At 70.7% G+C, this 24,689-nt stretch carries 23 protein-coding genes, 1 tRNA gene and 1 other RNA gene; 9 read left to right on the top strand and 16 right to left on the bottom strand.

What is annotated here, in order from left to right; translation table 11 throughout:
- Genes ABWO84_RS05905 through ABWO84_RS05890 form a run of 4 tightly spaced genes read right to left on the bottom strand, consistent with a single transcriptional unit; the run spans position 1 to position 5,073 of the window.
- Positions 1–555 carry a pyridoxine/pyridoxamine 5'-phosphate oxidase gene (locus ABWO84_RS05905; RefSeq protein ID WP_353113516.1) on the bottom strand — a complete coding sequence of 185 codons (555 nt, stop codon included), beginning with the start codon at positions 553–555 and terminating at the stop codon, positions 1–3.
- Between the two features lie 13 nt (positions 556–568).
- Positions 569–3,526, bottom strand: coding sequence for a bifunctional [glutamine synthetase] adenylyltransferase/[glutamine synthetase]-adenylyl-L-tyrosine phosphorylase (locus tag ABWO84_RS05900; RefSeq protein WP_353113514.1), 2,958 nt, complete (start codon positions 3,524–3,526; stop codon positions 569–571).
- 4 nt (positions 3,527–3,530) lie between these two features.
- Positions 3,531–4,868, bottom strand: a complete 1,338-nt coding sequence (locus ABWO84_RS05895) for a glutamine synthetase family protein (protein ID WP_353113512.1) — start codon at positions 4,866–4,868, stop codon at positions 3,531–3,533.
- 1 nt (position 4,869) lies between these two features.
- Positions 4,870–5,073, bottom strand: coding sequence for an SPOR domain-containing protein (locus ABWO84_RS05890; RefSeq protein WP_353113510.1), 204 nt, complete (start codon positions 5,071–5,073; stop codon positions 4,870–4,872).
- A 69-nt stretch (positions 5,074–5,142) separates the two neighbouring features.
- Between ABWO84_RS05890 and ppgK the strand changes: the two genes are divergently transcribed.
- Positions 5,143–5,886 (top strand): polyphosphate--glucose phosphotransferase, encoded by a 744-nt coding sequence (gene ppgK / locus ABWO84_RS05885; RefSeq protein ID WP_353113508.1) that lies wholly within the window; start codon positions 5,143–5,145, stop codon positions 5,884–5,886.
- A 117-nt stretch (positions 5,887–6,003) separates the two neighbouring features.
- Positions 6,004–6,387: a VOC family protein gene (locus ABWO84_RS05880; protein ID WP_353113506.1), complete on the top strand. Its 384-nt coding sequence runs from the start codon at positions 6,004–6,006 to the stop codon at positions 6,385–6,387.
- A gap of 50 nt (positions 6,388–6,437) precedes the next feature.
- Here the strand turns inward: ABWO84_RS05880 and ABWO84_RS05875 are convergent, their stop codons facing one another.
- The 3 genes from ABWO84_RS05875 to ABWO84_RS05865 all read right to left on the bottom strand — a co-directional run bounded on the left by ABWO84_RS05875 (position 6,438) and on the right by ABWO84_RS05865 (position 9,173).
- Entirely contained in the window at positions 6,438–7,010 is a 573-nt protein-coding gene (locus tag ABWO84_RS05875) for a VC0807 family protein (RefSeq protein WP_353113504.1), read from the bottom strand.
- A gap of 63 nt (positions 7,011–7,073) precedes the next feature.
- An RNA gene (rnpB, locus tag ABWO84_RS05870) (RNase P RNA component class A) lies at positions 7,074–7,434 on the bottom strand.
- Positions 7,435–7,448: 14 nt separating this feature from the next.
- Complete coding sequence (locus ABWO84_RS05865) at positions 7,449–9,173, bottom strand: bifunctional 3'-5' exonuclease/DNA polymerase (protein WP_353113502.1); 1,725 nt, start codon at positions 9,171–9,173, stop codon at positions 7,449–7,451.
- Between the two features lie 78 nt (positions 9,174–9,251).
- On the opposite strand from ABWO84_RS05865, the gene ABWO84_RS05860 reads away from it, so the two are divergent.
- A complete protein-coding gene (locus ABWO84_RS05860) occupies positions 9,252–10,103 on the top strand; it encodes a PAC2 family protein (RefSeq protein ID WP_353113501.1) in 852 nt (283 codons plus the stop codon).
- 22 nt (positions 10,104–10,125) lie between these two features.
- Here ABWO84_RS05860 and ABWO84_RS05855 read toward each other — a convergent pair whose 3' ends face one another.
- Positions 10,126–10,953 carry an undecaprenyl-diphosphate phosphatase gene (locus tag ABWO84_RS05855; protein ID WP_353113499.1) on the bottom strand — a complete coding sequence of 276 codons (828 nt, stop codon included), beginning with the start codon at positions 10,951–10,953 and terminating at the stop codon, positions 10,126–10,128.
- A 28-nt stretch (positions 10,954–10,981) separates the two neighbouring features.
- Positions 10,982–12,277, bottom strand: a complete 1,296-nt coding sequence (locus ABWO84_RS05850; protein WP_353113497.1) for a M20/M25/M40 family metallo-hydrolase — start codon at positions 12,275–12,277, stop codon at positions 10,982–10,984.
- 112 nt (positions 12,278–12,389) lie between these two features.
- Here ABWO84_RS05850 and ABWO84_RS05845 point away from each other — a divergent pair.
- Positions 12,390–12,474: transfer RNA gene (locus ABWO84_RS05845), tRNA-Leu, on the top strand.
- 83 nt (positions 12,475–12,557) lie between these two features.
- Here ABWO84_RS05845 and ABWO84_RS05840 read toward each other — a convergent pair.
- Entirely contained in the window at positions 12,558–13,232 is a 675-nt protein-coding gene (locus ABWO84_RS05840) for a hypothetical protein (protein WP_353113495.1), read from the bottom strand.
- A gap of 233 nt (positions 13,233–13,465) precedes the next feature.
- Here ABWO84_RS05840 and ABWO84_RS05835 point away from each other — a divergent pair, with 233 nt between their 5' ends.
- Positions 13,466–13,939, top strand: a complete 474-nt coding sequence (locus tag ABWO84_RS05835; protein WP_353113493.1) for an HIT family protein — start codon at positions 13,466–13,468, stop codon at positions 13,937–13,939.
- Between the two features lie 63 nt (positions 13,940–14,002).
- Here ABWO84_RS05835 and ABWO84_RS05830 read toward each other — a convergent pair whose 3' ends face one another.
- From ABWO84_RS05830 to ABWO84_RS05810, 5 genes are all read right to left on the bottom strand, one after another.
- Entirely contained in the window at positions 14,003–15,727 is a 1,725-nt protein-coding gene (locus ABWO84_RS05830; protein ID WP_353113491.1) for an acyl-CoA dehydrogenase family protein, read from the bottom strand.
- Positions 15,728–15,804: 77 nt separating this feature from the next.
- Positions 15,805–16,599: a TSUP family transporter gene (locus tag ABWO84_RS05825; protein ID WP_353113490.1), complete on the bottom strand. Its 795-nt coding sequence runs from the start codon at positions 16,597–16,599 to the stop codon at positions 15,805–15,807.
- 77 nt (positions 16,600–16,676) lie between these two features.
- Positions 16,677–17,432 (bottom strand): AraC family transcriptional regulator, encoded by a 756-nt coding sequence (locus ABWO84_RS05820; protein ID WP_353113488.1) that lies wholly within the window; start codon positions 17,430–17,432, stop codon positions 16,677–16,679.
- A 34-nt stretch (positions 17,433–17,466) separates the two neighbouring features.
- Positions 17,467–18,558, bottom strand: a complete 1,092-nt coding sequence (locus tag ABWO84_RS05815; RefSeq protein WP_353113486.1) for a VIT1/CCC1 transporter family protein — start codon at positions 18,556–18,558, stop codon at positions 17,467–17,469.
- Between the two features lie 112 nt (positions 18,559–18,670).
- Complete coding sequence (locus tag ABWO84_RS05810; protein ID WP_353113484.1) at positions 18,671–20,413, bottom strand: DEAD/DEAH box helicase; 1,743 nt, start codon at positions 20,411–20,413, stop codon at positions 18,671–18,673.
- 101 nt (positions 20,414–20,514) lie between these two features.
- On the opposite strand from ABWO84_RS05810, the gene ABWO84_RS05805 reads away from it, so the two are divergent.
- Together ABWO84_RS05805 and ABWO84_RS05800 are read left to right on the top strand one after the other, a co-directional pair.
- Entirely contained in the window at positions 20,515–21,342 is an 828-nt protein-coding gene (locus ABWO84_RS05805; RefSeq protein WP_353113482.1) for an SGNH/GDSL hydrolase family protein, read from the top strand.
- Between the two features lie 9 nt (positions 21,343–21,351).
- Complete coding sequence (locus ABWO84_RS05800; RefSeq protein ID WP_353113480.1) at positions 21,352–22,371, top strand: alpha/beta hydrolase; 1,020 nt, start codon at positions 21,352–21,354, stop codon at positions 22,369–22,371.
- On the opposite strand, the gene ABWO84_RS05795 is transcribed toward ABWO84_RS05800, so the two are convergent.
- Complete coding sequence (locus ABWO84_RS05795) at positions 22,356–23,153, bottom strand: TrmH family RNA methyltransferase (RefSeq protein WP_353113478.1); 798 nt, start codon at positions 23,151–23,153, stop codon at positions 22,356–22,358. The two genes, ABWO84_RS05800 and ABWO84_RS05795, sit on opposite strands and share 16 nt — an antisense overlap.
- Here ABWO84_RS05795 and ABWO84_RS05790 point away from each other — a divergent pair.
- Both ABWO84_RS05790 and ABWO84_RS05785 read left to right on the top strand, forming a co-directional pair.
- A complete protein-coding gene (locus ABWO84_RS05790) occupies positions 23,152–24,045 on the top strand; it encodes a Sir2 family NAD-dependent protein deacetylase (protein ID WP_502915391.1) in 894 nt (297 codons plus the stop codon). The two genes, ABWO84_RS05795 and ABWO84_RS05790, sit on opposite strands and share 2 nt — an antisense overlap.
- Before the next feature lie 31 nt (positions 24,046–24,076).
- The gene (locus tag ABWO84_RS05785) at positions 24,077–24,661 is read left to right on the top strand and encodes a histidine phosphatase family protein (protein ID WP_353113474.1); all 585 of its coding nucleotides are present in this window, start codon (positions 24,077–24,079) and stop codon (positions 24,659–24,661) included.
- Positions 24,662–24,689: the final 28 nt, after the last annotated feature.

The raw sequence follows: 24,689 nt of genomic DNA, 5'->3' as shown, positions 1-24,689 counted from the left end.
CTAGCGCGTCGACGACCGCGTCCAGCCGGTGCCGTCCCGTGTGTAGACGAGGCGCTGATGGCGGCGGTCCTCCGCCCCCTGCCAGAACTCGATCCTCTCGGGCACGAGACGCCACAGCACCCAGTCCGCCGGATCGATGCCGTCGCGCGCCGCCGGGGAGCGAGCGGCGAGGTCGGCGGCGCACTCCTCCGCCGTCGCCTCCGCGACCGCACCCCGCACGCGCACAGCGCGGACCTGCGGCTGCCACCACAGGTTCAGGGCGGCCGCCGGGTTCGTGGCGAGCTGCGTGCCCTTCACCGATGACCTGACGCTCGCGAACGCCCATCCGCGCTCGTCGGCGTCCTTGAGGATCAGGGTCCGCGCATCCGGAACCCCGTCGGCATCGACGGTCGCGAGGGTCATCGCGTGGGGCTCCGGCACCCCGGCCGCGCACGCTTCCTCGAACCACACCCGGAACAGGGCGAGAGGATCGCCCGGAGCCGCGGCGACGTCGAAGACCGGCGTCGTGCCCGTCAGAGACGGCTGCGCCCGGAGGATTCCGTTCATCGTGCCCATCGTCCGATCCCTCTCATCCGTAGAACAGCTTCTCGAACGTCTTCCGTGCCCGTCGGGTCGTCCTCAGGAACTGCTCCTCGAGTGCCGCCGCCGAGCGGTCGGGGAAACCGAGGATCCGTGCGACGGCATCGAGCCGCTGCCGGTCCGCCGGGAGCACATCGGTAGTCTGGCCGCTCATCAGGGTGATCGCGGAGCGCAACCGGCTCGAGAGCACCCAGGCCTCCCGCAGCCGTTCGGCGGACGTCCCCGACATCAACCCCGCCTCGACGGCCGCCTCCAGCGCCGTCAGCGTCGAGGTCGTGCGCAACGCCTCGATCCGATGCGCGTGCTGCAGCTGCAGCAGCTGGACCATCCACTCGACGTCGCTGAGCGTGCCGGGGCCGAGCTTGAGATGCCGACGCGGATCGACGCCCTGCGGCAGCCGCTCCCCCTCGACCCTCGCCTTGATCCTCTTGATCTCCCGCAGCTCCTGCAGTCCGATCTCCTGCGGATAGCGGATGCCGTCGGCGAGGTCCGTGAAGCGCCCGATGAGCTTGGCGCTCCCGGCGATCCCCCGTGCCCGCAGCAGCGCCTGGGCCTCCCACGACAGCGACCATCGCCGGTAGTACTCCGCATAGGCGTCGAAGGAGCGCACGATCGGGCCGTTGCGCCCCTCGGGCCTGAGATCGGCGTCGAGCTCGAGCGGCAGCCGATGATCCGCGAGCTGCTCCCGGAGACCGGCGACGATCCGCTCCGAGAACTTCTGCGCCCGCTGAGGGTCGATGCCATCGGGGTCGTAGACGAAGAGGACGTCGGCATCCGAGCCGAAGCCCAGTTCCGCGCCGCCGAAGCGGCCCATCGCGATGATCGAGAAGTCGAGGGAGTCGTCCTCCTCGGGGACCACTTCGCGGCGCACCGCCCGGAGCGCGGCCTGCAGCGACGCCTCGGTGATCCCGGTCAGCGCTCCCGCGACCTCGTCGATCGTCAGCACGTCCAGGACGCTCCCCATCGCGGTGCGCAGCAGTTCACGACGCCGCAGCGCCCGCACGGCCTTCGCGGCATCCGCGATCGTCGCGTGCCGCGTCTGGATCGCTCGCGCCTCCTCGTCGAGCGCCTTCGACGAGCGCGGCCGCAGTTGCTCCTCGCTGTCCAGCCACGCCACGGACTCCGGGATCCACTCCATCAGCTCGCCGACGTACCGCGAGGACGACAGCAGCCTCGTCAGCCGCTGCGCTGCTCCGGCGGAGTCGCGCAGCATCCGAAGGAACCACGGCGTATCGCCGAGGCGCTCGCTGATGCGCCGGAACGCGATCAGACCGTAGTCGGGATCGCTGCCGTCGGCGAACCAGCGCACCATGATCGGCATCAGGGAGCGCTGCACGACGGCCTTGCGGCTGAGGCCCGTGGTGAGGGCGCCGATGTGCCGCAGGGCCCCCGCGGGATCTCGGAACCCGATGGCGGCGAGACGATCATGCGCCTGCGCGGTGGTCAGTGCACGCTCCTCCTCGGGAAGCGCGGCGACGGCGCTGAGGAGCGGACGGTAGAAGAGCCGCACGTGGATCTCGCGCACCTCGCGACGGATCGCGTCCCATCGCTGCCAGATGCCGTCGCCGGTCTCGGCGAGGCCGCTCGCGCGGGCGAGCACGCGCAGACCCTCCCCGGTGCGGGGCATCAGGTGCGTGCGTTGCAGGTCGCGGAGCTGCAGGCGGTGCTCGAGCAGCCGCAGCATGCGGTAGTCGCGGGCGAACGCACTCGCATCCGTCCTGCCGATGTAGCCGCCGGTGACCAGGGCGTCGAGCGCGTCGAGGGTCCCGCGCACGCGCAGAGACTCGTCGGAGAGGCCGTGGACGAGCTGCAGGAGCTGCACGGTGAACTCGATGTCGCGGAGGCCGCCTTCTCCGAGCTTCAACTGGTAGGCCGCGTCCTGGGGGTCGATGTGCTCCGTGACCCGCTCGCGCATCCGCTGCACGCTGTCGACGAAGTCCTCGCGCGCGGCGCTCGACCAGATCTTCGGCTGCACGGCCTCGATGTAGGCACGTCCCAGCTCGCCGTCGCCCGCCATGGCGCGCGCCTTCAGGAGCGCCTGGAACTCCCAGCTCTTCGCCCAGCGGTCGTAGTAGGCGAGGTGCGAGGCGAGGGTGCGCACGAGGGCGCCCTGCTTGCCCTCCGGTCGCAGCGCGGCGTCGACCTCCCACAGCGCAGGCTCGACGGCCAGCCCGGAGAGAGCCGCCATCGTGTCCCGCGCGAGCCGCGTCGCGATGTCCACCGCCCGAGCCTCGGAGACCACCTCGTCATCGGCCGTCCCCGCGACGAAGATCACATCGACGTCACTGAGGTAGTTCAGCTCCCGAGCGCCCGACTTGCCCATCCCGATGATCGCCAGGCGCGTGGCCGCGACCTCCTCTGGAGAGAAGGCGATGCTCTGCGCACCGCGTGCGACCTCCAGCGCCCCGTCGAGCGCGGCGGCGGCGGCATCGGCGAGGGCCGCGCACACGCCGTCGATGATCTCGACGGGATCAGGCGACGAGAGATCGGTCAGCGCGATCTCGCACAGCACTCGACGGTAGGCGACCCGCAATGCCGCGATGCGCTCGTCCGCCGCCGCCCCGCGCACCGCAGCCGCCATCCGGGCCCGGAGCACGTCGATCGTGGGGAGCGACAGCGGCTCCGCGGCCAGCACCTCGAGATGCTCGGGGTGCCGCAACAGGAAGTCGCCCAGCCCCGAGGACGCCCCCAGGAGCCGCCATGTGCGCCGTCGCGCGTCCGGGTCGCCCAGGAGAGCCGCCACCGCGTCCGGAGCGCGCCGCGCGATGTGCAGGAGCGACCGCAGAGCGCCGTCTGGGTCGGCCGCGGTCGCACCGGCGAGGACGTCGGCGCGACCGACGCCGGTCAGTCCGCCGAGCTCCGTGAGCGCTTCGGACGCCGCTCCCAGCTCGTCGAAGCCCCATCGGGCGAGCGCCGACAGCGAGATCTCGTCGTGCAGGCGCGCCATGCGATCAGAGCAGCCCGAGGTTGCTCTTCAACTCGAACGGGGTCACCTGGCCGCGATAGGCCTCCCACTCCTTGCGCTTGTTGAGCAGCACGTAGTTGAACACCTGCTCCCCCAGCGTCTCGGCGACGAGCTCGGAGTCCTCCATGAAGCCCAGTGCATGGTCCAGGCTCGTCGGCAGGGCGGAGTATCCCAGGGCGCGTCGTTCCGCGTCGCTCAGCGACCAGACGTCGTCCTCGGCCTCCGCCGGCAGGTCGTACTCCTCCTCGATGCCCTTGAGGCCCGCCGCGAGCATCAGCGCGTAGGCGAGGTAGGGGTTCGCCGCGGAGTCCAGCGCGCGATACTCGACGCGCGAGGACTGCCCCTTGTTCGGCTTGTACATCGGGACGCGGACCAGGGCCGAGCGGTTGTTGTGCCCCCAGGTGACGAAGCTCGGGGCCTCGCCGCCGCTCCAGAGCCGCTTGTACGAGTTCACGAACTGGTTGGTCACCGCCGAGATCTCATTCGCGTGGCGCAGCAGGCCCGCGATGAACTGCCGGCCCGTGCGGGAGAGCTGATACTTCGCGCCCTCCTCGTAGAACGCGTTGACGTCCCCCTCGAACAGGGACATGTGCGTGTGCATGCCGCTGCCGGGGTGATCGCTGAGGGGCTTCGGCATGAAGGTCGCGTACACGCCCTGCTCGATCGCCACCTCCTTGATGACGGTACGGAAGGTCATGATGTTGTCCGCGGTCGTCAGCGCATCGGCGTAGCGCAGATCGATCTCGTTCTGTCCGGGACCGCCCTCGTGATGGCTGAACTCGACCGAGATGCCGAGGTCCTCCAGCATCCGGACCGACCGGCGACGGAAGTCATGAGCCGTGCCGCCCGGGACGTTGTCGAAGTACCCCGCCGAGTCGACCGGAACCGGACCGTCCTCGCCGAGGGCGGAGGACTTCAGCAGATAGAACTCGATCTCCGGGTGCGTGTAGAACGTGAACCCGGCGTCGGCCGCCTTGGCGAGCGTGCGCCGGAGCACGTGCCGCGGGTCGGAGACCGCGGGCTGCCCGTCCGGCGTGGTCAGGTCGCAGAACATCCGCGCCGTCGGATCGATCTCCCCGCGCCACGGCAGGGTCTGGAAGGTGGTCGGGTCGGGCTGCGCCAGCAGATCGGACTCGAAGGTGCGGGTCAGCCCCTCGATCGCCGATCCGTCGAACCCGATCCCCTCCGCGAACGCGCCTTCGACCTCGGCCGGGGCGATCGCCACCGACTTGAGGGTTCCGATGACGTCGGTGAACCACAGGCGCACGAACTTGACGCCCCGCTCCTCGATCGTCCGTAGGACGAAGTCGCGCTGCTTGTCCATCTCAGGCGTCGTCCCCGGCGCCCCACGAGTCGTCGGCGGCGTCCTCGTCCGCCCATGCCCGGGAGCGCTCCTTCAGCGTCTCCGGGGCGTTCTGCGCCTCTTCGGCCGTGTCGAACGGCCCCACGCGGTCGACCGCAGGCGACAGCTTGCCGAACTCGACCTCGTTGGTCGAGAGGTTGAACCAGTACTTGTCTTCGTCGGACATCCGTCGGTCCCTTCGTGAGCCGTTGTCACGATCCTAACGTCGCCCTGCGCCCCCGCTAAAGTGAAAACCATGGCACAAGCGATCGGCGTCGACATCGGCGGCACAGGCATCAAGGCAGGCATCGTCGACCTCACCCACGGGACGCTCGACTCCGACCGCGTCCGCGTGCCCACCCCGACCGGCGCCTCGCCCGCCGACGTGCTCACCACGGTGCGTGAGGTGCTCGACACCCTCGGCGTCGCCGACTCGTCCCTCCCCCTCGGCGTCGCCTTCCCGGCGATCGTCAAGAGGGGCCGCACGCTCTCCGCGGCGAACATCTCGAAGGACTGGATCGGGTTCGAGGCGGAGCGGTTCTTCGAGGACGGCCTCGGCCGCAACATCACCTTCGTCAACGACGCGGACGCCGCCGGTGTCGCCGAGGTGCGCCATGGCGCCGCGCGCGACGCGCAGGGGCTGACGATCCTCACCACGCTGGGCACCGGCATCGGATCCGCGTTCCTCTACGACGGCACCCTGGTCCCCAACACCGAGCTCGGCCACCTCGACCACAACGGAGAGTCGATCGAGCGCTGGACCGCATACTCCGCGATGGAGCGCGAGAGCCTCTCCTGGGAGGAGTGGTCGGCGCGGCTGCAGGTGTTCTACTCGCGCGTCGAGTTCCTGTTCAGCCCCGACCTGTTCGTCGTGGGCGGCGGCGTGTCCAAGCACCCGGAGAACTTCCTCCCGCTGCTCGAGCTGAACACGCCGATCGTCGCGGCCGTGCACCGCAACTCCTCCGGCATCATCGGCGCCGCCTCTCTCGCAGCCGACTGACCCGGCCCAGAGGAGAACCCGCCGGATCGACACCGGCGGGCTCTCTTCTGCGTCCTGAACGGAACACCGGCTCCGGCGCCACCGGTACGGCCGGGCAGAGGTCCGTAGCATTGGCATGTGGACGGCATCGTGTGGTGGGAGATCGAGACGGCTGACCCGGAACGGTTCCAGCGGTTCCACGCCGCCCTGTCCGGCTGGTCCTTCGAACCGGCGTTCGCGGACACGGAATTGGGAGCGGACTACTGGATCGTCCAGGCCGACGGCCGTGGCATCGGGGGGCTCCAGCGGTCCGCGGCGTCGGACGCCCCTCCCTCGGCGGGTCCGCGGCTGTATCTGGCGGTCGAGGACCTCGAGGCCGCGCTCGTTCGCGTGGTCGCGCTGGGCGGGGTCATCGAGCGCCACCGGATCGCACTGGGCGGCGACGACCGATGGTTCGGGACGTTTCGCGACCCGACCGGGGTGTCGTTCGGTCTGTGGACCGCGCACCCGGAACGGTCCTAGCCGCCCTGCGGCTCCCGTGGCGATCCCGGCAAATCCGACAGGCGGCAGTCTCAGCCAGCGGGCTGGGCGCCTTCCGCTGCCGCCCGCGCTTCGTCGTCCTTCAACGGGCGATCCAGGCTGCGCTCCGCCTTCTGCGAGTACCAGACGGTCCATCCGACCAGTGCGATGTTCACGAGCGGTGAAACCGTCGACTGCAAGGGAGCGGCCACCTCCGTCGGGAGCAGAATGATCACGACCGACTGCATGGCCGCGAGGACGAGGAAGCATGCTCCCCACACGAGCGTCAACCGTCGGAACAGCCATCGGAAAGGCGTGCTTGACTCCCAGAGGCTGAGCCACTCGCGGTAGCCGTCCCGCCCGGGCGCGACCAGTCGCTGCGTGATGTTGAACAGCAGCGGCTTACCGAATCGCAACGTCCCGACGGTCACGAGACCCCATAGTCCGACCATCACGACGCCCTTCCACAGCAGTACGTGCGGATCTCCGGTCAGAACGGACAAGAGGATCGACACGAGGAACGACAGGTAGGCCCCGAGCCAGAGACCGACGTCGAGAAGGAGCCCACCGACGAGGCGGAGCAGCCACGGTGGCCGCGGCGCGCGGCGCTCCTTCTCTCTGTGCATGCCTCGACTTCACGTAGACCGACTGCGAGCGGCGGCTCAGTCGGTACCGCCGAGCTGTCGGTGTGAGCGGGCCGGCCTGTACGCCGGGTTCTGTTCCGGGACTCATCGCCCCTTCGACGGTCATCTCTCTCGGCGACACGTTGCCGTGCCGCTCCAGCGGCCTACCCGAGGACTCGGCGAGCAGCGTCGTCATCCTCTGTCTGGCCTTGCTCCGGGCGAGGTTTACCTGGCGGATCATGTCACCATGACCCCCGGTGGTCTCTTACACCACCCTTTCACCCTTACCGGACCGGAGTCCGGCGGTCTGCTCTCTGTGGCACTGTCTCGCGGATTGCTCCGGGTGGGTGTTACCCACCGCCCTGCTCTGCGGAGCCCGGACGTTCCTCGGTGCGGTCACCCGCAACGCGACCGTCCAGCCGACCCGCTCACCCCTTCAGTCTACGGCCCCTTGCCTGCATGCTCCGCGATGCGGAGATCCAGCGGGACCTCGATCTCGAAGCCGGGGAACAGCCGCGACGTCGCCGCCGTCGCCGCCGCACGCACCGCCTCGGCCGCTTCCTCCGCCTGCTCCTGCGGACAGTGCACGATCACCTCGTCGTGCAGGAAGAACGCCAGATGCGCGGCTCGCTCGAACACCGGCCCGGACGCGCGTACGGGCACCTCGGCCGCAGGAAACGACGACAGTCGATGGCGGATCTCGGCGAGCCAGAGGAGCGACCATTCGGCGGCTGTCCCCTGCACGACGAAGTTCCGGGTGAAGCGTCCCCGATCGCGCGCCCTGCTCCGCGCGCGGCGCTCGTCGGCCCCGCCGGCGTCGACATCGCTCGCTCGCGACTGCGCGGCCCGCCATCCCGCATCCGGCAGCGGCGACGACCGCCCGAGCAGTGTGGAGACCACGCCGCCGTCCTCGCCGATCCGCGCGGCGTCGTCGACGAGTGCCATCGCCCGGGGGAACACCTTCCGCAGCCGGGGCACGAGGCGTCCGCTCTCCCCCGTCGTCGAGCCGTACATCGCGCCGAGCACCGCGTACTTCGCCTCTTCGCGGGTCGCGACGGCGCCGGAGCGGACTACGCCCTCGTAGAGGTCTGCACCCTGCGCAGCATCGGCCATCGAGCGGTCCTGCGACATCGCCGCCAGCACCCGCGGTTCCAGCTGCGCGACATCGGCGAGCACGAAGACCCACCCCTCGTCGGCCCGCACCGCCGCGCGGAGCCCCCGTGGGATCTGCAGCGCCCCGCCGCCGGACGACGCCCATCGTCCGGTCACCACACCGCCGGTGAGGTACACCGGCCGGAACCGCCCCTCGCGCACCCATTCCCGCAGCCAGGTCCAGCCGTTCGCGGTGTGCAGCCGCGCGAGCTTCTTGTACGCGAGCAGCGGTTCGATCGCCGGGTGCTCCTCGGAGGCCAGCTCCCACCGGGACGTGGACTCCACCAGGATGCCCGCGCGGTGGAGCGCACGGAGCAGTCTCGGAGGGCTGTCGATGGGCACTTCCGGGTCGCCCAGAAGATCGCCGACCCGCTGCGCGAGCTCCGCCATCCGCACCGGGCGCCCTCCGGCGACGGGTCTCGGACCGAGGGTCTCCTCGAGGATGCGTTCGTGCGCGGCGCGATCCCACGGCAGACCGGCGGCGGTCATCTCCTCGGCCACGAGCGCACCGGTGGACTCCGCGCGGCAGAGCAGGTCGAGCCGTGCGTCGGGCGCCCGGGACAGCGCCTCGAGCTGCGCACCCCACTGCGCGAGGAGGTGGTCGGCTCCGGCGGGCGCGGTCTCCCCGGTCGAGCCGAGCTCGAAGAGAGCCTGCGGCGCGGGGTCGACCGGATCGACGCGGCGCCAGGCGGACGACGCGGTCAGAGGGCGGGGCAGGAGCGCCGTATCGCGGAGGATCGCGTGGCAGAGCAGCAGGTCGTGCGCGCGACGCAGCCGTACGCCTTCGGCGAGGAGAGGCGGATAGATCTCCCGCAGCGAGCGGACGACCCAGCGCGGCGCGCAGAGACGCTCCCAGTACGCGACCCGCCCGGCGACGTCCGGTTCGGACGCCGTCTCCCTCCGGGTCTCCGCCCCGGTCGCGTCGAGGTGCACGAGCGTCCAGCCCGCGCCGGGATCCCGGGCGAGCAGGATCTGCGCGGGCGGCACTCCGGCGGCAGCGTCCGCTTCACCCATACCGAGAACGTTACGCGTCCCCTCCGACACCCGAGCAGAAGCTAGCCTGGAGGGATACCGTCTTCCGGGAGGAGAACAGTGGACATCCTCGGCTCACGCATCGTGGTCGCCGCATTCGACGGCTGGAACGACGCCGGCGAGGCCGCGACAGGAGCCGTCGCGGCCCTGCGCGAGAGCGGTGAGTACGAGGCCGTCCACGCCGTCGACCCCGAGCTCTACTTCGACTACCAGTACACCCGCCCGACCACGCGCCTCGACGCGGAGGGCCGGCGTGAGCTGACCTGGCCCGACGCGACGCTGTGGCGTCCGACACGAAGGTCCGGCGAGACGGAGATCTGGCTCCTCACCGGATCGGAGCCCGCCCGCAGCTGGCAGGCCTTCGCCGGGGAGTTCATCGACGTGGCCCTGCGCGACGACGTCACCGGCTTCGTGACCATCGGGGCGATGCTCTCCGACGTACCGCACACCCGGCCGATCTCGATCTTCGCGTCGAGCCAGAACGACCAGGTCCGCGAGGCGCATGGGCTCGAGCGCTCGAGCTATGAGGGCCCCGTCGGCATCCTCTCGGTGCTCGAGCACTTCGCCGAACGGGGCGGCATCCCGACGGCGAGCCTCTGGGCGAGCGTCCCGCACTACGTGGCGTCCGCCTCCCCCTCACCCAAGGCGACGCTCGCACTGCTCGACCGGTTGGAGGAGCTCACCGCGATGGGCATCGCCCACGAGCACCTGCGCACCGAAGCCGCCGCATGGGAGGCATCCATCGATGCCGCAGCGGCGGAGGACGAGGACATGACCGAATACATCCGGCAGCTCGAGCGCACCAGGGACACATGGGACTCGCCGGAGGCCTCCGGCGACGCGATCGCCCAGGCGTTCGAGCGCTACCTCCGCCGCCGCGGAGACGGGCCGGACCACAAGCCCGGGCGCTGAGCGTCAGGGCGGACCGCGGCGATCAGGCCGCGATCGCGCCGGTCGCGAGCAGTCCGATCAGCACACCGCCGAGCAGGATGCGGTAGACCACGAACGGCATGAAGCTGCGCTTCGAGATCCAGTTCATGAAGAACGCGATCACGGCGAGGCCGACGACGAACGCGACGCCGGTCGCGGCCAGGGTCTCCCCCATCGAGAAGTGCTGGTTCGGCTCGTCCCAGCTCTTGAACACCTGGTAGAAGCCGCTGCCGAAGACCGCGGGGATCGCGAGCAGGAAGGCGTAGCGCGCCGCCGCCGCCCGTTCGTATCCGAGGAACAGGCCCATCGTGATCGTGCCGCCGGAGCGCGAGACCCCGGGGATGAGCGCGAGGGCCTGGGCGATGCCGTAGGCGACGCCGTGCGGGTAGGTGATCTCGTTCAGCTTCCGCCGCTTCGCTCCGACGTAGTCGGCCACGCCGAGCAGGATCCCGAAGAGGATCAGCATGATCGCGACGATCCACAGCGATCGCAGCACGGTCTCGATCTGCTTCTGGAAGAGCAGCCCGAGCACCACGATCGGGATGCTTCCGATGATGATCAGCCATCCCATGCGGGCCTCGGGGTCGTTGCGCGGCAGCTTCCCGACGAGGGCGAGGGCCCAGTGCTTGACGATCTTGACGATGTCGCGCCAGAAGAAGACCACGACGGCGGCCTCGGTGCCGATCTGGGTGATCGCGGTGAACGCGGCTCCCGGATCGGTGCCGGACGGCAGGAACGATCCGACGATGCGCAGATGTGCGCTCGAGGAGATCGGAAGGAACTCGGTGAGGCCCTGGATCAGGCCGAGGAAGAGCGCTTCGAGCAGGTGCATGCGGATCTTTCTTCGCGGAGGCGCAGCCTCAGCAGGTGCGCAGCAGATCGGCCAGCACGCGCTGACCGAAGACAAGTGATTCTACTGGCACACGCTCGTCGACTCCGTGGAACATCCCCGTGAAGTCGAGATCCGCGGGAAGACGGAGCGGGGCGAAGCCGTAGCCCGTGATCCCGATCGAGGCGAGCGCCTTGTTGTCCGTCCCCGCCCCCAGCAGGTACGGGATCACCGGCACGCCCGGATCGTGCCTGCCCAGCGCGGCGACCATCTCGTCCACCAGCGATCCGCGGAACGGCGTCTCCATGCCGATGTCGCGGACGACGATCTCGATGTCGATGTCGTCGCCCACGATCCGCTGCAGCTCGGCCAGGACGTCGTCCTCGGTCCCGGGAAGCGTCCGTACGTCGATCAGCGCCTCGGCGCGCTCCGGGATCACGTTGTGCTTGTACCCCGCCTGGAGCACGGTGGGGTTCGCCGTAGTGCGGAACGTGGAGGCGAGGAAGGCCTCCGCAGGGCCGGCCGCCGCTGCGAGGGTGTCCGGATCGTCGGCGCGGCGCCCGGTGAGAGCCGCGAGGCCGTCCAGGAGCGCCTCCGTGGTCGGAGTGAGTCGAATGGGCCACCGGGTGCGCCCGATCGCGGCGACGGCCTCCGAGAGGCGGGTGAGGGCGTTCTCCGGGTGGAGGCGGCTGCCGTGACCGGCACGGCCACGCGCGACCAGCCTGATCCAGATCAGGGCCTTCTCACCGACCTGCAGGAGGTAGGCGCGACGGTCGTCGACCGAGATCGAGTATCCCCCGACCTCGCTGATCGCCTCCGTCGCGCCGGCGAACCAGTCCGGGCGGTCCTTGACGACGAGGGCCGAGCCCTCAACTCCCCCATTCTCCTCATCGGCGAAGAAGGCGAGGACGAGGTCCCGCTCCGGCTGCTCGCCCGCGCGGAGCATCTCGCCGACCGACGAGAGGATCATCGCGTCCATGTTCTTCATGTCCACCGCGCCGCGCCCCCACAGCATGCCGTCGCGCACCTCGCCGGCGAAGGGATCGACGCTCCAGTCCTCCGCGACGGCCGGCACGACGTCGAGGTGCCCGTGCACGACCAGGGCGGGCCTGCTGCGGTCCCTGCCCGGCACACGGGCCATCACGTTGGTGCGCCTCGGGATCGGCTCGTAGTACTCGGGCGTGAGACCGAGCCCCTCGAGGCGCGCGCCGACGTACTCGGCCGCTTCGCGCTCTCCGCGGGCATTCCCGCCGCCCCAGTTCGAGGTGTCGATCCTGATCAGGTCGCGGGCGATCTCGACGACTTCGGGCAGTGCGGTCTCGGACATGGGACCAGGCTATCGAAGACCGGCGGCGCGCCCGGGCCGCATCCCGGTTAGATGAACTCCCCGGAACGTGCTAATCTCGATCTTCGGTTGGAAACAGCCGAAAACCCACCTTGCGCGGGTGGCGGAATAGGTAGACGCGCTAGCTTGAGGTGCTAGTGCCCGAATAGGGCGTGGGGGTTCAAGTCCCCCCTCGCGCACAGAACGACGAAGGCCTCGGATCGCAAGATCCGGGGCCTTCGTCGTCGGCGGACAGGCTTCTCCGCCTCAGACGACGAACACCTCAGCGAGACACTGCCAGTGCGGAGGCCGAGTTCGTGGCGACACCGCTCTCGTCGAAGAAGTGGATGGGAACCTGCGGGGACGGGAACCCGGTCTGCGACACGATCGAGGCCACCGCCTGCCGGGCCTGCTGCGCCGTGATGCGGCTTTCGTCGATGCCCACGTCGATGTCGCCGGCCTCGATGTCGGGGCCGATGCTGACGATCCCCTCCTCGCCCTGCAGTCGCGTCGCGAGGGAGGCCGCTGCGGCTTTGAGGTCGGCGATCGCGAGGCCGTGCCGTTCGACCGAGACCGTCGCCAAGGGATGCCTGCCCGCGGCCTCGTCGACGGCGGCGAGAACACCGGCGGGAGCGTCGGACGAGGCGAAGACCACGACCCCCTCGTAGTGCGAGCAGAAGCTGACGCCTCGCAGCGCTTCGGCATGGGCGTCGACCAGCCCCTGAAGCTCCTGCGCCGCGGCGGACAGCTCCGCCGAGGGCTCGCCCACCCAGAACGGACGGCCGGAATCGGCGTCGACACGAACACAGGTGGCGTCCGCGGCCGCGGAGGAGGCTGTCGGCGCCGTGGCACGCTGTCCCGCCGTCGGACCACCGGAGGAGCATGCGGAGAGCCCGAGCACCGCGATCATCCCGACCGCCGGCACCAGACCTGCCGACAACACTGACTTCGATCTCATTCTGCGCCTCCCCGCCGGTGCTCGCACCCTATGGCTCGTTCCTGAGAGAACGGCACGAGGTTCTCAGGCCCGCGGAGGCCTGCCGGTCAGCGGAGGGCACTCGCGGCTAGGTTGTGGGCATGACCCTCAGCCTCCGCCCGCTGACCAGCGAGGATGTTCCACGTCCGCGACCGACGCGCATGCGCGCGGGGCGCCGGTCGTGATGAGCCTCCACGTCCTGGGGCTCTGACGCCATGTGGTGGTCGGCGGAGGAATGGGCCGCGCTCACCGCATCCGAGGGCTGCGGCATGTGCGCGGACGCGCATCTCGCGGAGAACCCGCACAGCATCCTCGTGACCTCGACCACGACGTCCCACGTACGGCTCTCCCGCAATCAGGCCCACCCCGGATACTGCCTGGTCGTGCTGCGCTCGCACGTCACCGACATGGCGAACCTCTCCCCCGCGACGCTCGCCGCGTTCTGGGCGGACGTCCAGCGCGCCGGGCGGGCGATCGACGAGGTCTTCGCGCCGCGCAAGGTCGACTATCTCGTCATGGGGCATCGCATGCCGCACCTGCACTGCCACGTCTTCCCACAGCACGCCGGAGACGACCCGCTGCGCAACGTGGACATCTCCGACGGGCCGGCCCTTCTCGCGGATGACGCCCTCGGCGAGAGCGCCAGGGCACTCCGCCGCGCCTGGGACGTGCTCGTGCCCGCCGAGTGAGCCTCGTGCCCGATGCGCGAGAAGGAGCGGGACGGATCGCCGCCGCCCCTTCTCCGACGTGTCTCAGGCGATCTCGCCGGCCGAGACGGTCTCGGCGTAGGCGTGCACCTGCGAGAGGTGATGCGCGCCGTAGAAGTCCGCGGCGGTGAGTCGCGCGGCGTCGGCCTCGGAGGCCTCGTCGTGGGCGAGCACCGCAGCCACGGCGAGGCCGTGCATCCACCCGCCGGAGAGGGCTCCGAGCATCATCAGATAGGGAACGCCGACGGCGTAGGCGTCGCGGGGAGAGCCGGCGAACGCGAGGAGATCGGCGGTCGCACGGCGTGCGCTCTCGACCGCGCGTGCCAGCCGGGTGCCGGTACGGGTCGCGAGGTCGTCCCCCGTGGCCTGCAGCCGGTCGGCGGTCTGCCCGATGAGCCCGAACAGCTCCTCGGCGGTCTCCCCGCCGTTGCGCAGCACCTTGCGGCCGATCAGGTCGTTCGCCTGGATGGCCGTGGTGCCCTCGTAGATGGTCATGATCCGGGCATCTCGGTAGTGCTGCGCCGCGCCGGTCTCCTCGATGAAGCCCATCCCGCCGTGCACCTGGATCCCGTCCCCGGCGATCGGCTGCGCCTCCTCGGTGGCCCACCCCTTGAGGATCGGGACGAAGAACTCCGCGAGGGCGCCGGTCCCGTCGGACTCCGCACGATCGAAGAGATCGCCGACGTAGACGCCGAGCGCTCGCATCGCGAAGATCCTGGTGGACATCGAGAGGAGCAGGCGACGGACGTCGGGATGCTCGGCGATCGGCGCGCCCACCGGACGGTCGAGCACGGCGCCCTGACGCCGCTCGGCGGCGTAGGCGGCTGCCTGCTGATGTGCACGGTCGGCGATACCCGTGGCCTGGAACCCCATGCCGATGCGAGCGGAGTTCATCATCACGAACATCCCGGCGAGACCGCCGTGGAGCTCGCCCACCAGGTACCCCGTGGCGTCCTCGTAGGAGAGTGCGCACGTCGGGCTGCCGTGGATTCCGAGCTTATGCTCGATGGCGACCGTCTCCACGGCGTTCCGCTCCCCCGGCACCCCGTCCGCGTCGACGAGGAACTTCGGCACCACGAAGAGCGAGAGGCCCTTGGCCCCGGCCGGTGCATCGGGAGTGCGGGCGAGGACCAGATGGACGATGTTCTCCGCGATGTCGTGGTCACCCCAGGTGATGAAGATCTTCTGCCCGCGCACACCCCAGCTGCCGTCTTCGCGCGGCGTCGCAACGGTGCGGATCGCGCCGAGGTCTGTGCCCGCATCGGGCTCGGTGAGGTTCATGGTGCCGGTCCACTCCCCCGACACGAGGCGCTTGAGATAGATCTCGCGCAGTTCGTCCGAGGCCGCCGCGTCCAGCGCGTGGATCTGCCCTGCCGTCAGCAGCCAGCAGAGCGCGAAGGCGGCGTTCGAGCAGTTCCAGATCTCGCCGAGCCCGGCCCGGATCGAGCCGGGGAGCCCGTCGCCGCCGGCGGAGACCGGCGCCTCGGCGGAGATCCATCCGGCCTCGACGAAGGCCCGGTACGCATCGGCGAACCCTTCGGGCAGATGAACCTGGCCGTCGACGAGGGCGGCACCCTCGCGGTCGCCCACGACCGACAGGGGTGCGAGCACGGACGCGGCGAACTCGCCGGCGCCCGCGATGATCTCCGAGGCATCCTCCGCCGACATCTCACCGCCCGTGGAGCGAGCCACGACGTCTTCGCCGAAGAGCTCTCCGAACAGGAACGCATAGTCCTCGACCGGGGGAACGTAACCGTCTGCAGCAGCCATGCCGCCTCCTCGTGGGGGAATTGATGAGACTCGGAGTCATGTTAGCTGAGACTGAGTATTGATCCAAGGCCATCCGGTCAGCGGACGACCGCCACGGTGGCGCCCGCCGCGACGAGCAGGCCGACATAGGTCCAGGCGTGCACCTGCGCAGGGATCCTCGGCGGGCACCGACGCAGCAGGAGCACGACCGGGATGGAGCCGATGAGCAGCGCGGCCGCGGACACCACGTCCACCGATCCCACCAGGCCCGCCGACGCCGGCATCTCGCCACGGAACAGCAGCGAGACGATGAGGGCGGGCGCGACGATCGCGAGGGTGAGCGGGTTCGCGAGGCCGGCGGCGACCGGCATCGCGGCGCCCGCACGACGCATCAGCGGAACCGTCATCACGCTGCCGCCGACTCCGAGGAAGGCCGCGACCGCGCCGATGGGGGCGCCGAGCACGTCCGGGACCGCGGATCCCCGTTCCGTATCCGGCCCGGACTCGACGGGCAGGAAGAAGCCGGGCCGCAGCAGGAGGTCGAGGATCGTGACCCCGATGTAGGCCACGAACCCCCAGCGCAGCAGCTCGTCGGGCGCCAGGCGTGCCGCCGCTGCCCCGACCGCGCCCCCGACCCCGAGCAGGACGAACAGCAGAGCGCGCCCGCGCAGCCGGCGGAGCATCCCGCGGGGAAGCGACACGGTGGCGACGATCGCGTTGACGAGCATGACCAGCGCGGAGGTGGCCGTCGCCACCCGGATCGCGTCACCGCCGAGAGCGATGTCGGCGACGGCGATCACGGGAACGGTCACGAAACCGCCACCGAAGCCGAAGAGCACGGTCGTCGCGCCCACGGCCATACCGACGAGGACGAGCAGGAGGAGGAGAAGCACCCTTCCATCCCATCGCGGGCGGGCGTGGCGGACAATCGCTGGAGCGACGTCTTCTTTCGAGAGTGCGCCACCTCTGATCAGGAGAACCGCGAGGGTGGCCCTCCGAAGGCGCGCGAGAAGGCCGCACTGAACCCGGCCGGAGAGGCGTACCCGAGACGTGCGGCGACCTCCGTGACGCTCGCCCCGGGCAGGTACCGCAGGCTGGCGAGGAGCCGCGCCCGGGATCTCCACGTCGCCGGGGACAGCCCTGTGAGCTCGTGGAATCGCCGCTCGAAGCTCCGCGTGCTCATCGGCACCCGCTGCGCCCACGCCGTGTTCGTCACCCCGGCATCGGGCGCTGCGAGATAGGCACGGCAGAGCGAGCGGAAGGGCTCCTCCCGCGGGAGCGAGATGGAGAAGGGCGCCGGAGCGACATACTGCAGCTCGTGCAGGATCAATCGGATCACCGCGCCGTCCCGCCCCGCCGGATCGTAGTCCGCCTCGAAGCTGTTCGCCTCGCGCAGCAGCTCCCGCAGCAGGGAGCCCACCTCGACCACCGTGCACGCTCCCGGCCACCAGGGCACCGCATCCGGCTCGATGTACAGGCTCCAGGTGGTGACGTCCTGCATCAGCACCTCGTGCCCGGTGCGCGGCGGGATCAGCACGGCCCGGTCCGCGGGGACCGTCCACGAACCCTCGTCCGTCACGACCTGCATCACACCGCTCGCCCCGTAGAGCAGCTGAGCCCGACGATGCTCGTGCCGCGCGAGCAGGTGATCGGGCGGATATCCGGTGCCGACCGGGAGCACGTCGACGGGGAGGTGATCCAGCGCGTCGATCGGGACGTTGCGCATGCGCCCAGCCTACGCAGCCGCACGGCACGGACGCTCAGACCGCGCCGACCCCGAACAGCAGGCCGAGCACGTAGGTGATCGCCGCGGCGCCGAAGCCGATGAGCAGCTGGCGCACGGCCCGCCGCAGGGGCGGGCCGCCGGAGAGGATGCCGACCATCGCCCCCGTGCTGAGCAGGGCCGCGCCGACGAGCACGAGGGCCATCACGACGGCCGTCGTGCCGCTGAGCCCGAAGATCCACGGGAGCACCGGGATGATGGCGCCGGAGGCGAACAGCAGGAAGCTGGAGATCGCCGCCGTCCAGTCGTTGCCGACGATCTCGTGATCCCCGCCGAGCGTGCCGATCGGGCCGGTCGCTGCACGACGGGATCCCGCCTGCGCGGCGGCGACCACGCGCCGGGCCCGTGCGAGCGCCTCTTCCTCTCCCACGCCTCGGGCCCGGTAGACCAGGGCGAGCTCGTTCTCGTCGATGTCGAGGTCGGCGGCGGTGGCGTCCGCGTCGTCGTTCGCCTGGGTCGCCGCCAGCAGCTCCCGCTGGGAGCGGACGGACACGAACTCCCCGGCGCCCATCGACAGGGCTCCCGCGAGGAGACCCGCGACGCCGCTGAAGAGGACGAAGCTCGAGCTCACCCCCGTGGCACCGATGCCGAGCACCAGGGCGAGGTTCGAGACCAGACCGTCGTTCGCCCCGAAGACCGCCGCGCGGAAGGATCCGGACAGCCGACGCCGCCCGCGGGCGGCGAGACCGCGCACCACCTCGTAGTGCACCTTCTCGTCGGCTCTCATCGCCGGCGTCGCGTACTGCTCCTCGTCGTAGGGGGAACGGGCCTCGGCGGACTGCGCCAGCGCGAGCACGAAGATCGACCCGAAGCGACCGGCCATCCACCCCAGCATGCGGGATCGCATCCCGGCGCGCGGGAGACGGGGCGGCTCCTCCCCGAGGAGATCCAGCCAGTGCTGCTCGTGGCGGCGCTCGGCATCGGCGAGGGAGAGCAGGATCTCGCGTTCCTCACCGCTGCGGCGATCGGCCAGCCGCTGGTACACCGCACCCTCGGCGCGCTCCTCGACCAGATAGCGGGCCCAGCGTCTCCGATCGGCGTCGGTGGGCGGGGCGACGGGCGCGGACATGAGGACCTCCGGGTCGATGGCGAACACTCAACGCTATCGACGGGAAGCGCATGGACCCGCAGGAATCCGCGGATTCAGAGCATTTCGGAGCGCCGAACGGCGCGGGCGGGAATCAGGACCGGACGCGCTTCCGGAGCACCTCGATCCGCGCCTGCAGCTGGGAGACCGACGCCTGTGCGACGGCCGGGCCGCCGCACACCCGACGCAGCTCGGCGTGCACAGCGCCATGCGGTTCGCCGCTCTGACGCGCATACAGCCCGACCAGGCTGTTGAGCAGCTGCCGCTGTTCCCGCAGCGTGCGGTGCAGCGGCTCGGGGAGGGTCGTGGTCGTCCCCGGCCCGGCGGAGGCCTCCCTCGCCTCACGGAGGCGCGACTGCCTGGCCTGCCGCTGCATCAGCAGCTCGTGCACGTGCTCGGGCTCCAGGAGCCCGGGGAGCCCGATGAACTCCTCCTCTTCGGGGGTGCCGGGCTCGGCGAGCTGCCCGAAGTCCTTCCCCTCGAAGACCACCCGGTCGAAGTGGGCGATCGAGGAGATCGCCTGATAGCTGAACTCCTGGGTGAGCGCGTCCGAGGCGTCGTCCTCGCGGTTCGCGCTCTCCAGCAGCGAGTCCTCGAGTCCGTCGTCGTCCTTGTCCCGGCGGTCGAGTGCGTGATCGCGCTGCCGTTCCATCTCGTTGGCGAGGGTCATCAGCACGGGGACGTTGGGCAGGAACACGCTCGCCGCCTCGCCGCGGCGCCGCGCCCGCACGAAGCGCCCGATCGCCTGCGCGAAGAACAGCGGGGTCGACGAGGACGTGGCGTAGACCCCCACCGCGAGCCGCGGCACGTCGACGCCCTCCGACACCATGCGCACCGCGACCATCCAGCGCGAGGTGTTCGCACTGAACTGCTCGATGCGGCTCGACGCTTCGCTCTCGTCCGAGAGCACGACGGTCGGACGCTCACCGGTGAGCTCGCGCAGCAGCACGGCGTATGCGCGCGCTGCCGTCTGGTCGGTGGCGATGACCAGCCCTCCGGCGTCGGGGACGTGATGACGGATCTCCGTGAGGCGCCGATCGGCGGCCGACAGCACGGCCGGCATCCAGGCGCCCTCCGGGTCGAGCGCGGTGCGCCAGGCCTGGGAGGTGATGTCCTTGGTGTTGTCCTGCCCGAGATGGGCCTCGAGCTCGTCGCCGGCGCTGGTGCGCCAGGTCATCTTCCCCGAGTACATATGGAACAGCACGGGACGCACGACGCCATCGGCGAGCGCTCGTCCGTAGCCGTAGCGGTAGTCGGTGCTCGACACCCGCGCACCCGACTCGTCGGGGTGGTACTCGACGAACGGGATCGGCGCCGTGTCGCTGCGGAACGGCGTGCCCGACAGCAGCAGCCGGCGCCGGGCGGGTCCGTAGGCGTCGCGGATCGCGTCCCCCCAGCTCAGCGCGTCGCCGCCGTGGTGCACCTCGTCGAGGATCACGAGCGTCTTCGCGCCCTCCGTGAGGTGGCGGTGCACCGACGACTTGGCGGCGACCTGCGCATAGGTGACGACGACGCCGTGGTACTGTCGGGCCGGGGCCCAGTCGCTGTTGCGGAATCGCGGATCGAGGCGGATGTGCACCCGCGCCGCGGCATCCGCCCACTGCGTCTTGAGATGCTCCGTCGGGGCGACCACGATGACGCGGTCGATCTCCCCGATCCGCAGCAGCTCGACCGCGAGCGTGAGCGCGAAGGTCGTCTTTCCGGCGCCCGGGGTCGCGGCGACCAGGAAGTCGCGTCTGTCGGCGCGGAAGTACTCGTCGAGGGCCTCCCGCTGCCAGGCGCGGAGCTTGTCCGCCGTTCCCCACGGGGCGCGCTGGGGGAAGGACGGTGAGAGCATCGCCTCCACGATAGTCGAGCCCGCCGACATCCCCCGCGCAGCGAGTAGGCTCGCATGCGGCACGTCCGCCGTCCGCCGGCGTCGCCGCGAAGGAGAGCCCGATGACCGATCAGGAGTCGACCCGCACGCCGTTCGTCCACAACGACGGACCGCACCCCTGGCACCGCTTCGTCGCGGTCGGCGACTCGTTCACCGAGGGCATCGGCGACCCCGATCCCGCGTCCGCGGGAGGGCACCGCGGCTGGGCCGACAGGGTGGCCGAGGTGCTCGCGGCGCAGAGCGAGGACTTCGCCTACGCCAACCTCGCGGTGCGGGGCAAGCTCATCGCCCAGATCATCGCGGATCAGATCGAGCCGGCCGTCGCGCTCAACCCCGACCTCGTCTCGATCTGCGCGGGCGGCAACGACGTCATCCGCCCCGGCACCGATCCCGACGACATCGCCAACCAGCTCGAGGACGCGGTCGCGCGACTGTCGTCCACGGGTGCCGCCGTCGTGCTGTTCACGGGCATCGACACGGGCTTCACGCCCGTCTTCCGCCCCTTCCGCGGCAAGGTCGCGATCTACAACGAGAACGTGCGCGCGATCGCCGAGCGCCATGACTGCATCGTCGCCGACCAGTGGGCGCTCAAGGTCGTGCAGGACCCGCGCTTCTTCGACGACGACCGCCTGCACTACAACGCCCTCGGTCACCACGAGGTCGCCCGGATGGTGCTCCGGGCGCTGAACGTGCCGAACGACCTCCAGGCCATGCAGCCCGATCCGGTGCCGATCCGCTCCTGGCGGGAGGCCGCCGCCGAGGACATCGGCTGGGCGCGCGAGCATCTGGTGCCCTGGGTGCTCCGCCGTCTGCGTCACCAGTCCTCCGGAGACCACGTCGAGGCGAAGCGCCCGGAACCCGCGCCGGTCCTCCTTCCCGAGGAACGCTGAGGACCCGGCATGGGTGAGGACTCCGGCAGGGAGGTCGTCGCGGACCTGTGCCGCATCCCCAACCCCGAGGGCGTGGACCGTACAGCGCGTGTCGTGCTGGGCGGCGTCGGGCAGTTCGTGTCGGTCCGCGGGCGGGACCGACGGAACCCGGTGCTCATCGTGTGCCACGGAGGACCGGCGATGCCGTCGCTGCCGTCGTCATGGGTCTGGCAGCGCGGTGTCGAGGACTACTTCACCGTCGTGAACTACGACCAGCGCGGGGCCGGCCGGTCTTTCGACGCGTCCGACACGGACATCGATCTCGACGTCGACCGCTACGTCGACGACCTCGTCGAGCTGATCTCCTGGGTGCGGAGCGAGCTCGGCGTCGACCGGGTCGCCCTCCTCGGCCACAGCTGGGGATCGATCATCGCTCTCCTCACCGCGCACCGCCGCCCGGACCTGCTGTGGGCCTACGTCGGCGTCGGCCAGGTCGTCTCCGGGGAGGAGAACGAGCGGGAGGCGTTCGCCCATGCCTGGCGCAGCGCCGAGGCGGACGGGAACGCCGCCGCGCTCGACGAGCTGCGCGCTCTCGGCGAGTACCCCGGCGATGCGCCCCTCACGATGGAGCGCATCGTCGTCTGCCGCCGCTGGGCGCAGCACTACGGCGGGCTCTCGGCGCACCGCTCCGAATCGGGGTATTTCTTCGGCGCCGCCGAGCTCTCCCCGTACTACACGGACGAGGACCTCGAACGGATCGGCGACGGGCAGGCTCTCACGGGCCCCGCCGTGATCCCGGCGCTCGTCGGCTTCGACGCGCGGGATCGGACGGCGTTCGAGGTCCCCCTGGTCCAGTTCCTCGGACGTCACGACCACACCACCCCGACCGCGCCGGTGGAGCGCTGGCTCGAACGGGTGACCGCGCCCTCGAAGGACGCCGTGTGGTTCGAGCACTCGGCGCACCTCTGCATGCTGGAGGAGCCGGGCGCCTTCGTCGTGAGCCTCGTGAACCGGGTTCTTCCGCTCTCCCCGGATCAGCGCGTCGCGTAGAAGGCCACGGCGGACGCGGCGGCGACGTTCAACGAGTCGACCCCGCCCGCCATCGGGATCGTCACACGACGATCGAGCATCCGGTCGGTATCCGAGGCGATCCCGTGCCCTTCCGTGCCGAACACGAGAGCGAGCCTCTCCTGACGCTCGGCCACGAGTTCGTCGAGGGAGATCGCCCCTTGTGCCAGCGTCATGCCCGCCACGACGAACCCCTCCTCCCGGAGCAGGGCCATGTCGTCGGGCCACGCGGCGATCCGGGTCCACGGCACCTGGAACACCGTGCCCATCGAGACGCGCACGCTGCGGCGATACAGCGGGTCCGCACACCCCGGCGTCACCAGCACCGCGTCCACCCCCAGCGCGGCGGCCGACCGGAACGCGCTCCCGACGTTCGCATGGTCGACGAGGTCTTCCAGAACCGCGACCCTCCTGCGGCCGCGCACGATCTCGGAGACCGTCCGGGGAGCGGGCCGGTGCATCGACGCGAGGGCGCCGCGGTGCACCGGGTATCCGGTCACAGCCTCGGCGATCTCGTCCGGGACGACGTACACCGGGACCTCCGCATCGGCGAGGAGCCCCTCGAGCCGAGGCACCCACTTCCGCTGCGTGAGCACCGCACGGGGACGATGCCCCGCCCCCAGCGCCCGTTCGATCACCGTGGCCGACTCCGCGATGTACAGGCCGCCCTCCGGCTCGCTCACGCGACGCAGCGCGGTGTCGGTCAGAGCACGGAAGTCGTCGAGTCGGGGGTCGTCGGGGTCGTCGAGGGGAACCAACTGCATGAACCCACTCTGTCAGGCCGCGCCGCTCGCCCGCGGACGGCATAGACTCGCCTCCGTGGACACGCCCCCGCTCGTCTCGGAACGGATCGACGACGCCGTCGAGGCGCTGCGCGGGCGCACGGTCGCCGTGCTCACCGGAGCGGGCATCTCGACGGATTCCGGCATCCCCGCCTACCGCGGTGCGGGGGCCCGCACGCGGGCCAACCCCATGACCATCCAGATGTACCTGGGCGACGAGGCCGCGCGGCGACGGTACTGGGTGGGAGGCCACCTCGGCTGGCGCGCGTTCACCTCGACGGAGCCCAACCGCGGTCACCTCGCGCTCGCGCACATGGAGCGGGCCGGCGTGGTGACGGGAGTGGTGACGCAGAACGTCGACGGCCTGCATCTGGGAGCCGGATCGGCGCGGGTCGTCGAGATCCACGGCACGATGCGCAGGGTCGTCTGCCTCGACTGCCGTCAGGTCTTCGACCGGCGCGAGGTGTCCGGACGCATCGAGGAGCTCAACCCCTGGATCACCACCCCGGAGAGCGTCGTGCTGAACCCCGACGGCGACGTCGCCCCGGAGAGCACGGAGGGGTTCGTGATCCCGCCGTGCACGGTCTGCGGCGGGATGCTCAAGCCGGACGTGGTGTTCTTCGGCGAATACGTCCCCCGCGACCGCTTCCGTGCGTCGGAGTCGTTGCTGCAGGCATCGGACGCGCTGCTCGTCGCCGGGACCTCGCTCGCGGTCAACTCCGGCGTCCGCGTGATCGAGAGGGCCCGGCGACGGGGCATCCCGATCGTGCTGGTCAACCACGAGCCGACCCGGGCGGACTCCTGGGCCGACGCCGTCGTCCCAGGCGGCACCTCCGAGGTACTCACGGAACTCGCGGAACGGCTCGCCGCATAGGGATGTCGGCGGCACGCCGTAGGCTCGAGGAGTGACCCTTCTCACCCTCGTCCGCCACGGCCAGACCGACTGGAACCTCGAGCGCCGCATCCAGGGCGCCACCGACGTCCCCCTCAACGACACGGGGCGCGCAGATGCCCGGGGCGCGGCCTCGATCCTCGCGGGCGGCACCCACGATGCGATCTACGCGAGCCCGCTGCTCCGTGCGCACGAGACCGCGCGGATCATCGCGGCGGAGCTCGGCCTGAGCGAACCCGAGCTGGCCCCCGGCCTCCGGGAGCGCGAGTTCGGCGAGGGCGAGGGGCTCCTCGTGAGCGAGTACCTGGAGCGCTTCGGCGACTGGCACGCCGCGGTTCCCGGGGCGGAGACGCTCGAACAGGTGCGTGACCGCGCCCTCGACGAGCTCGAGACGATCGTTCGCGCGTCCCGGCGGCGCAGCACGCCGCGCGCGGAATCGATCGTCGTCGTCAGCCACGGCGGGGTGATGCGCGCCCTCCTGCTGCACGCCTCCGGCGGCACGATCCCCCGTGACGGCGACGTGCTGCGCAATGGCGAGGTCATCCGCTTCTCGGCCGAACCGGGGAGCCTGCGGCTGCTCGAGTCGGTCGCGATCTGACCACCCCCTGGCCGCGCTCGCAGATCTT

Origin of the sequence: Microbacterium sp. (genome assembly GCF_040394595.1) — a bacterium.
Classification (GTDB): Bacteria; Actinomycetota; Actinomycetes; order Actinomycetales; family Microbacteriaceae; genus Microbacterium.
The sequence above is the reverse complement of the archived record's forward strand: the minus strand, read 5'-3'. Positions and strand labels throughout refer to the sequence as shown.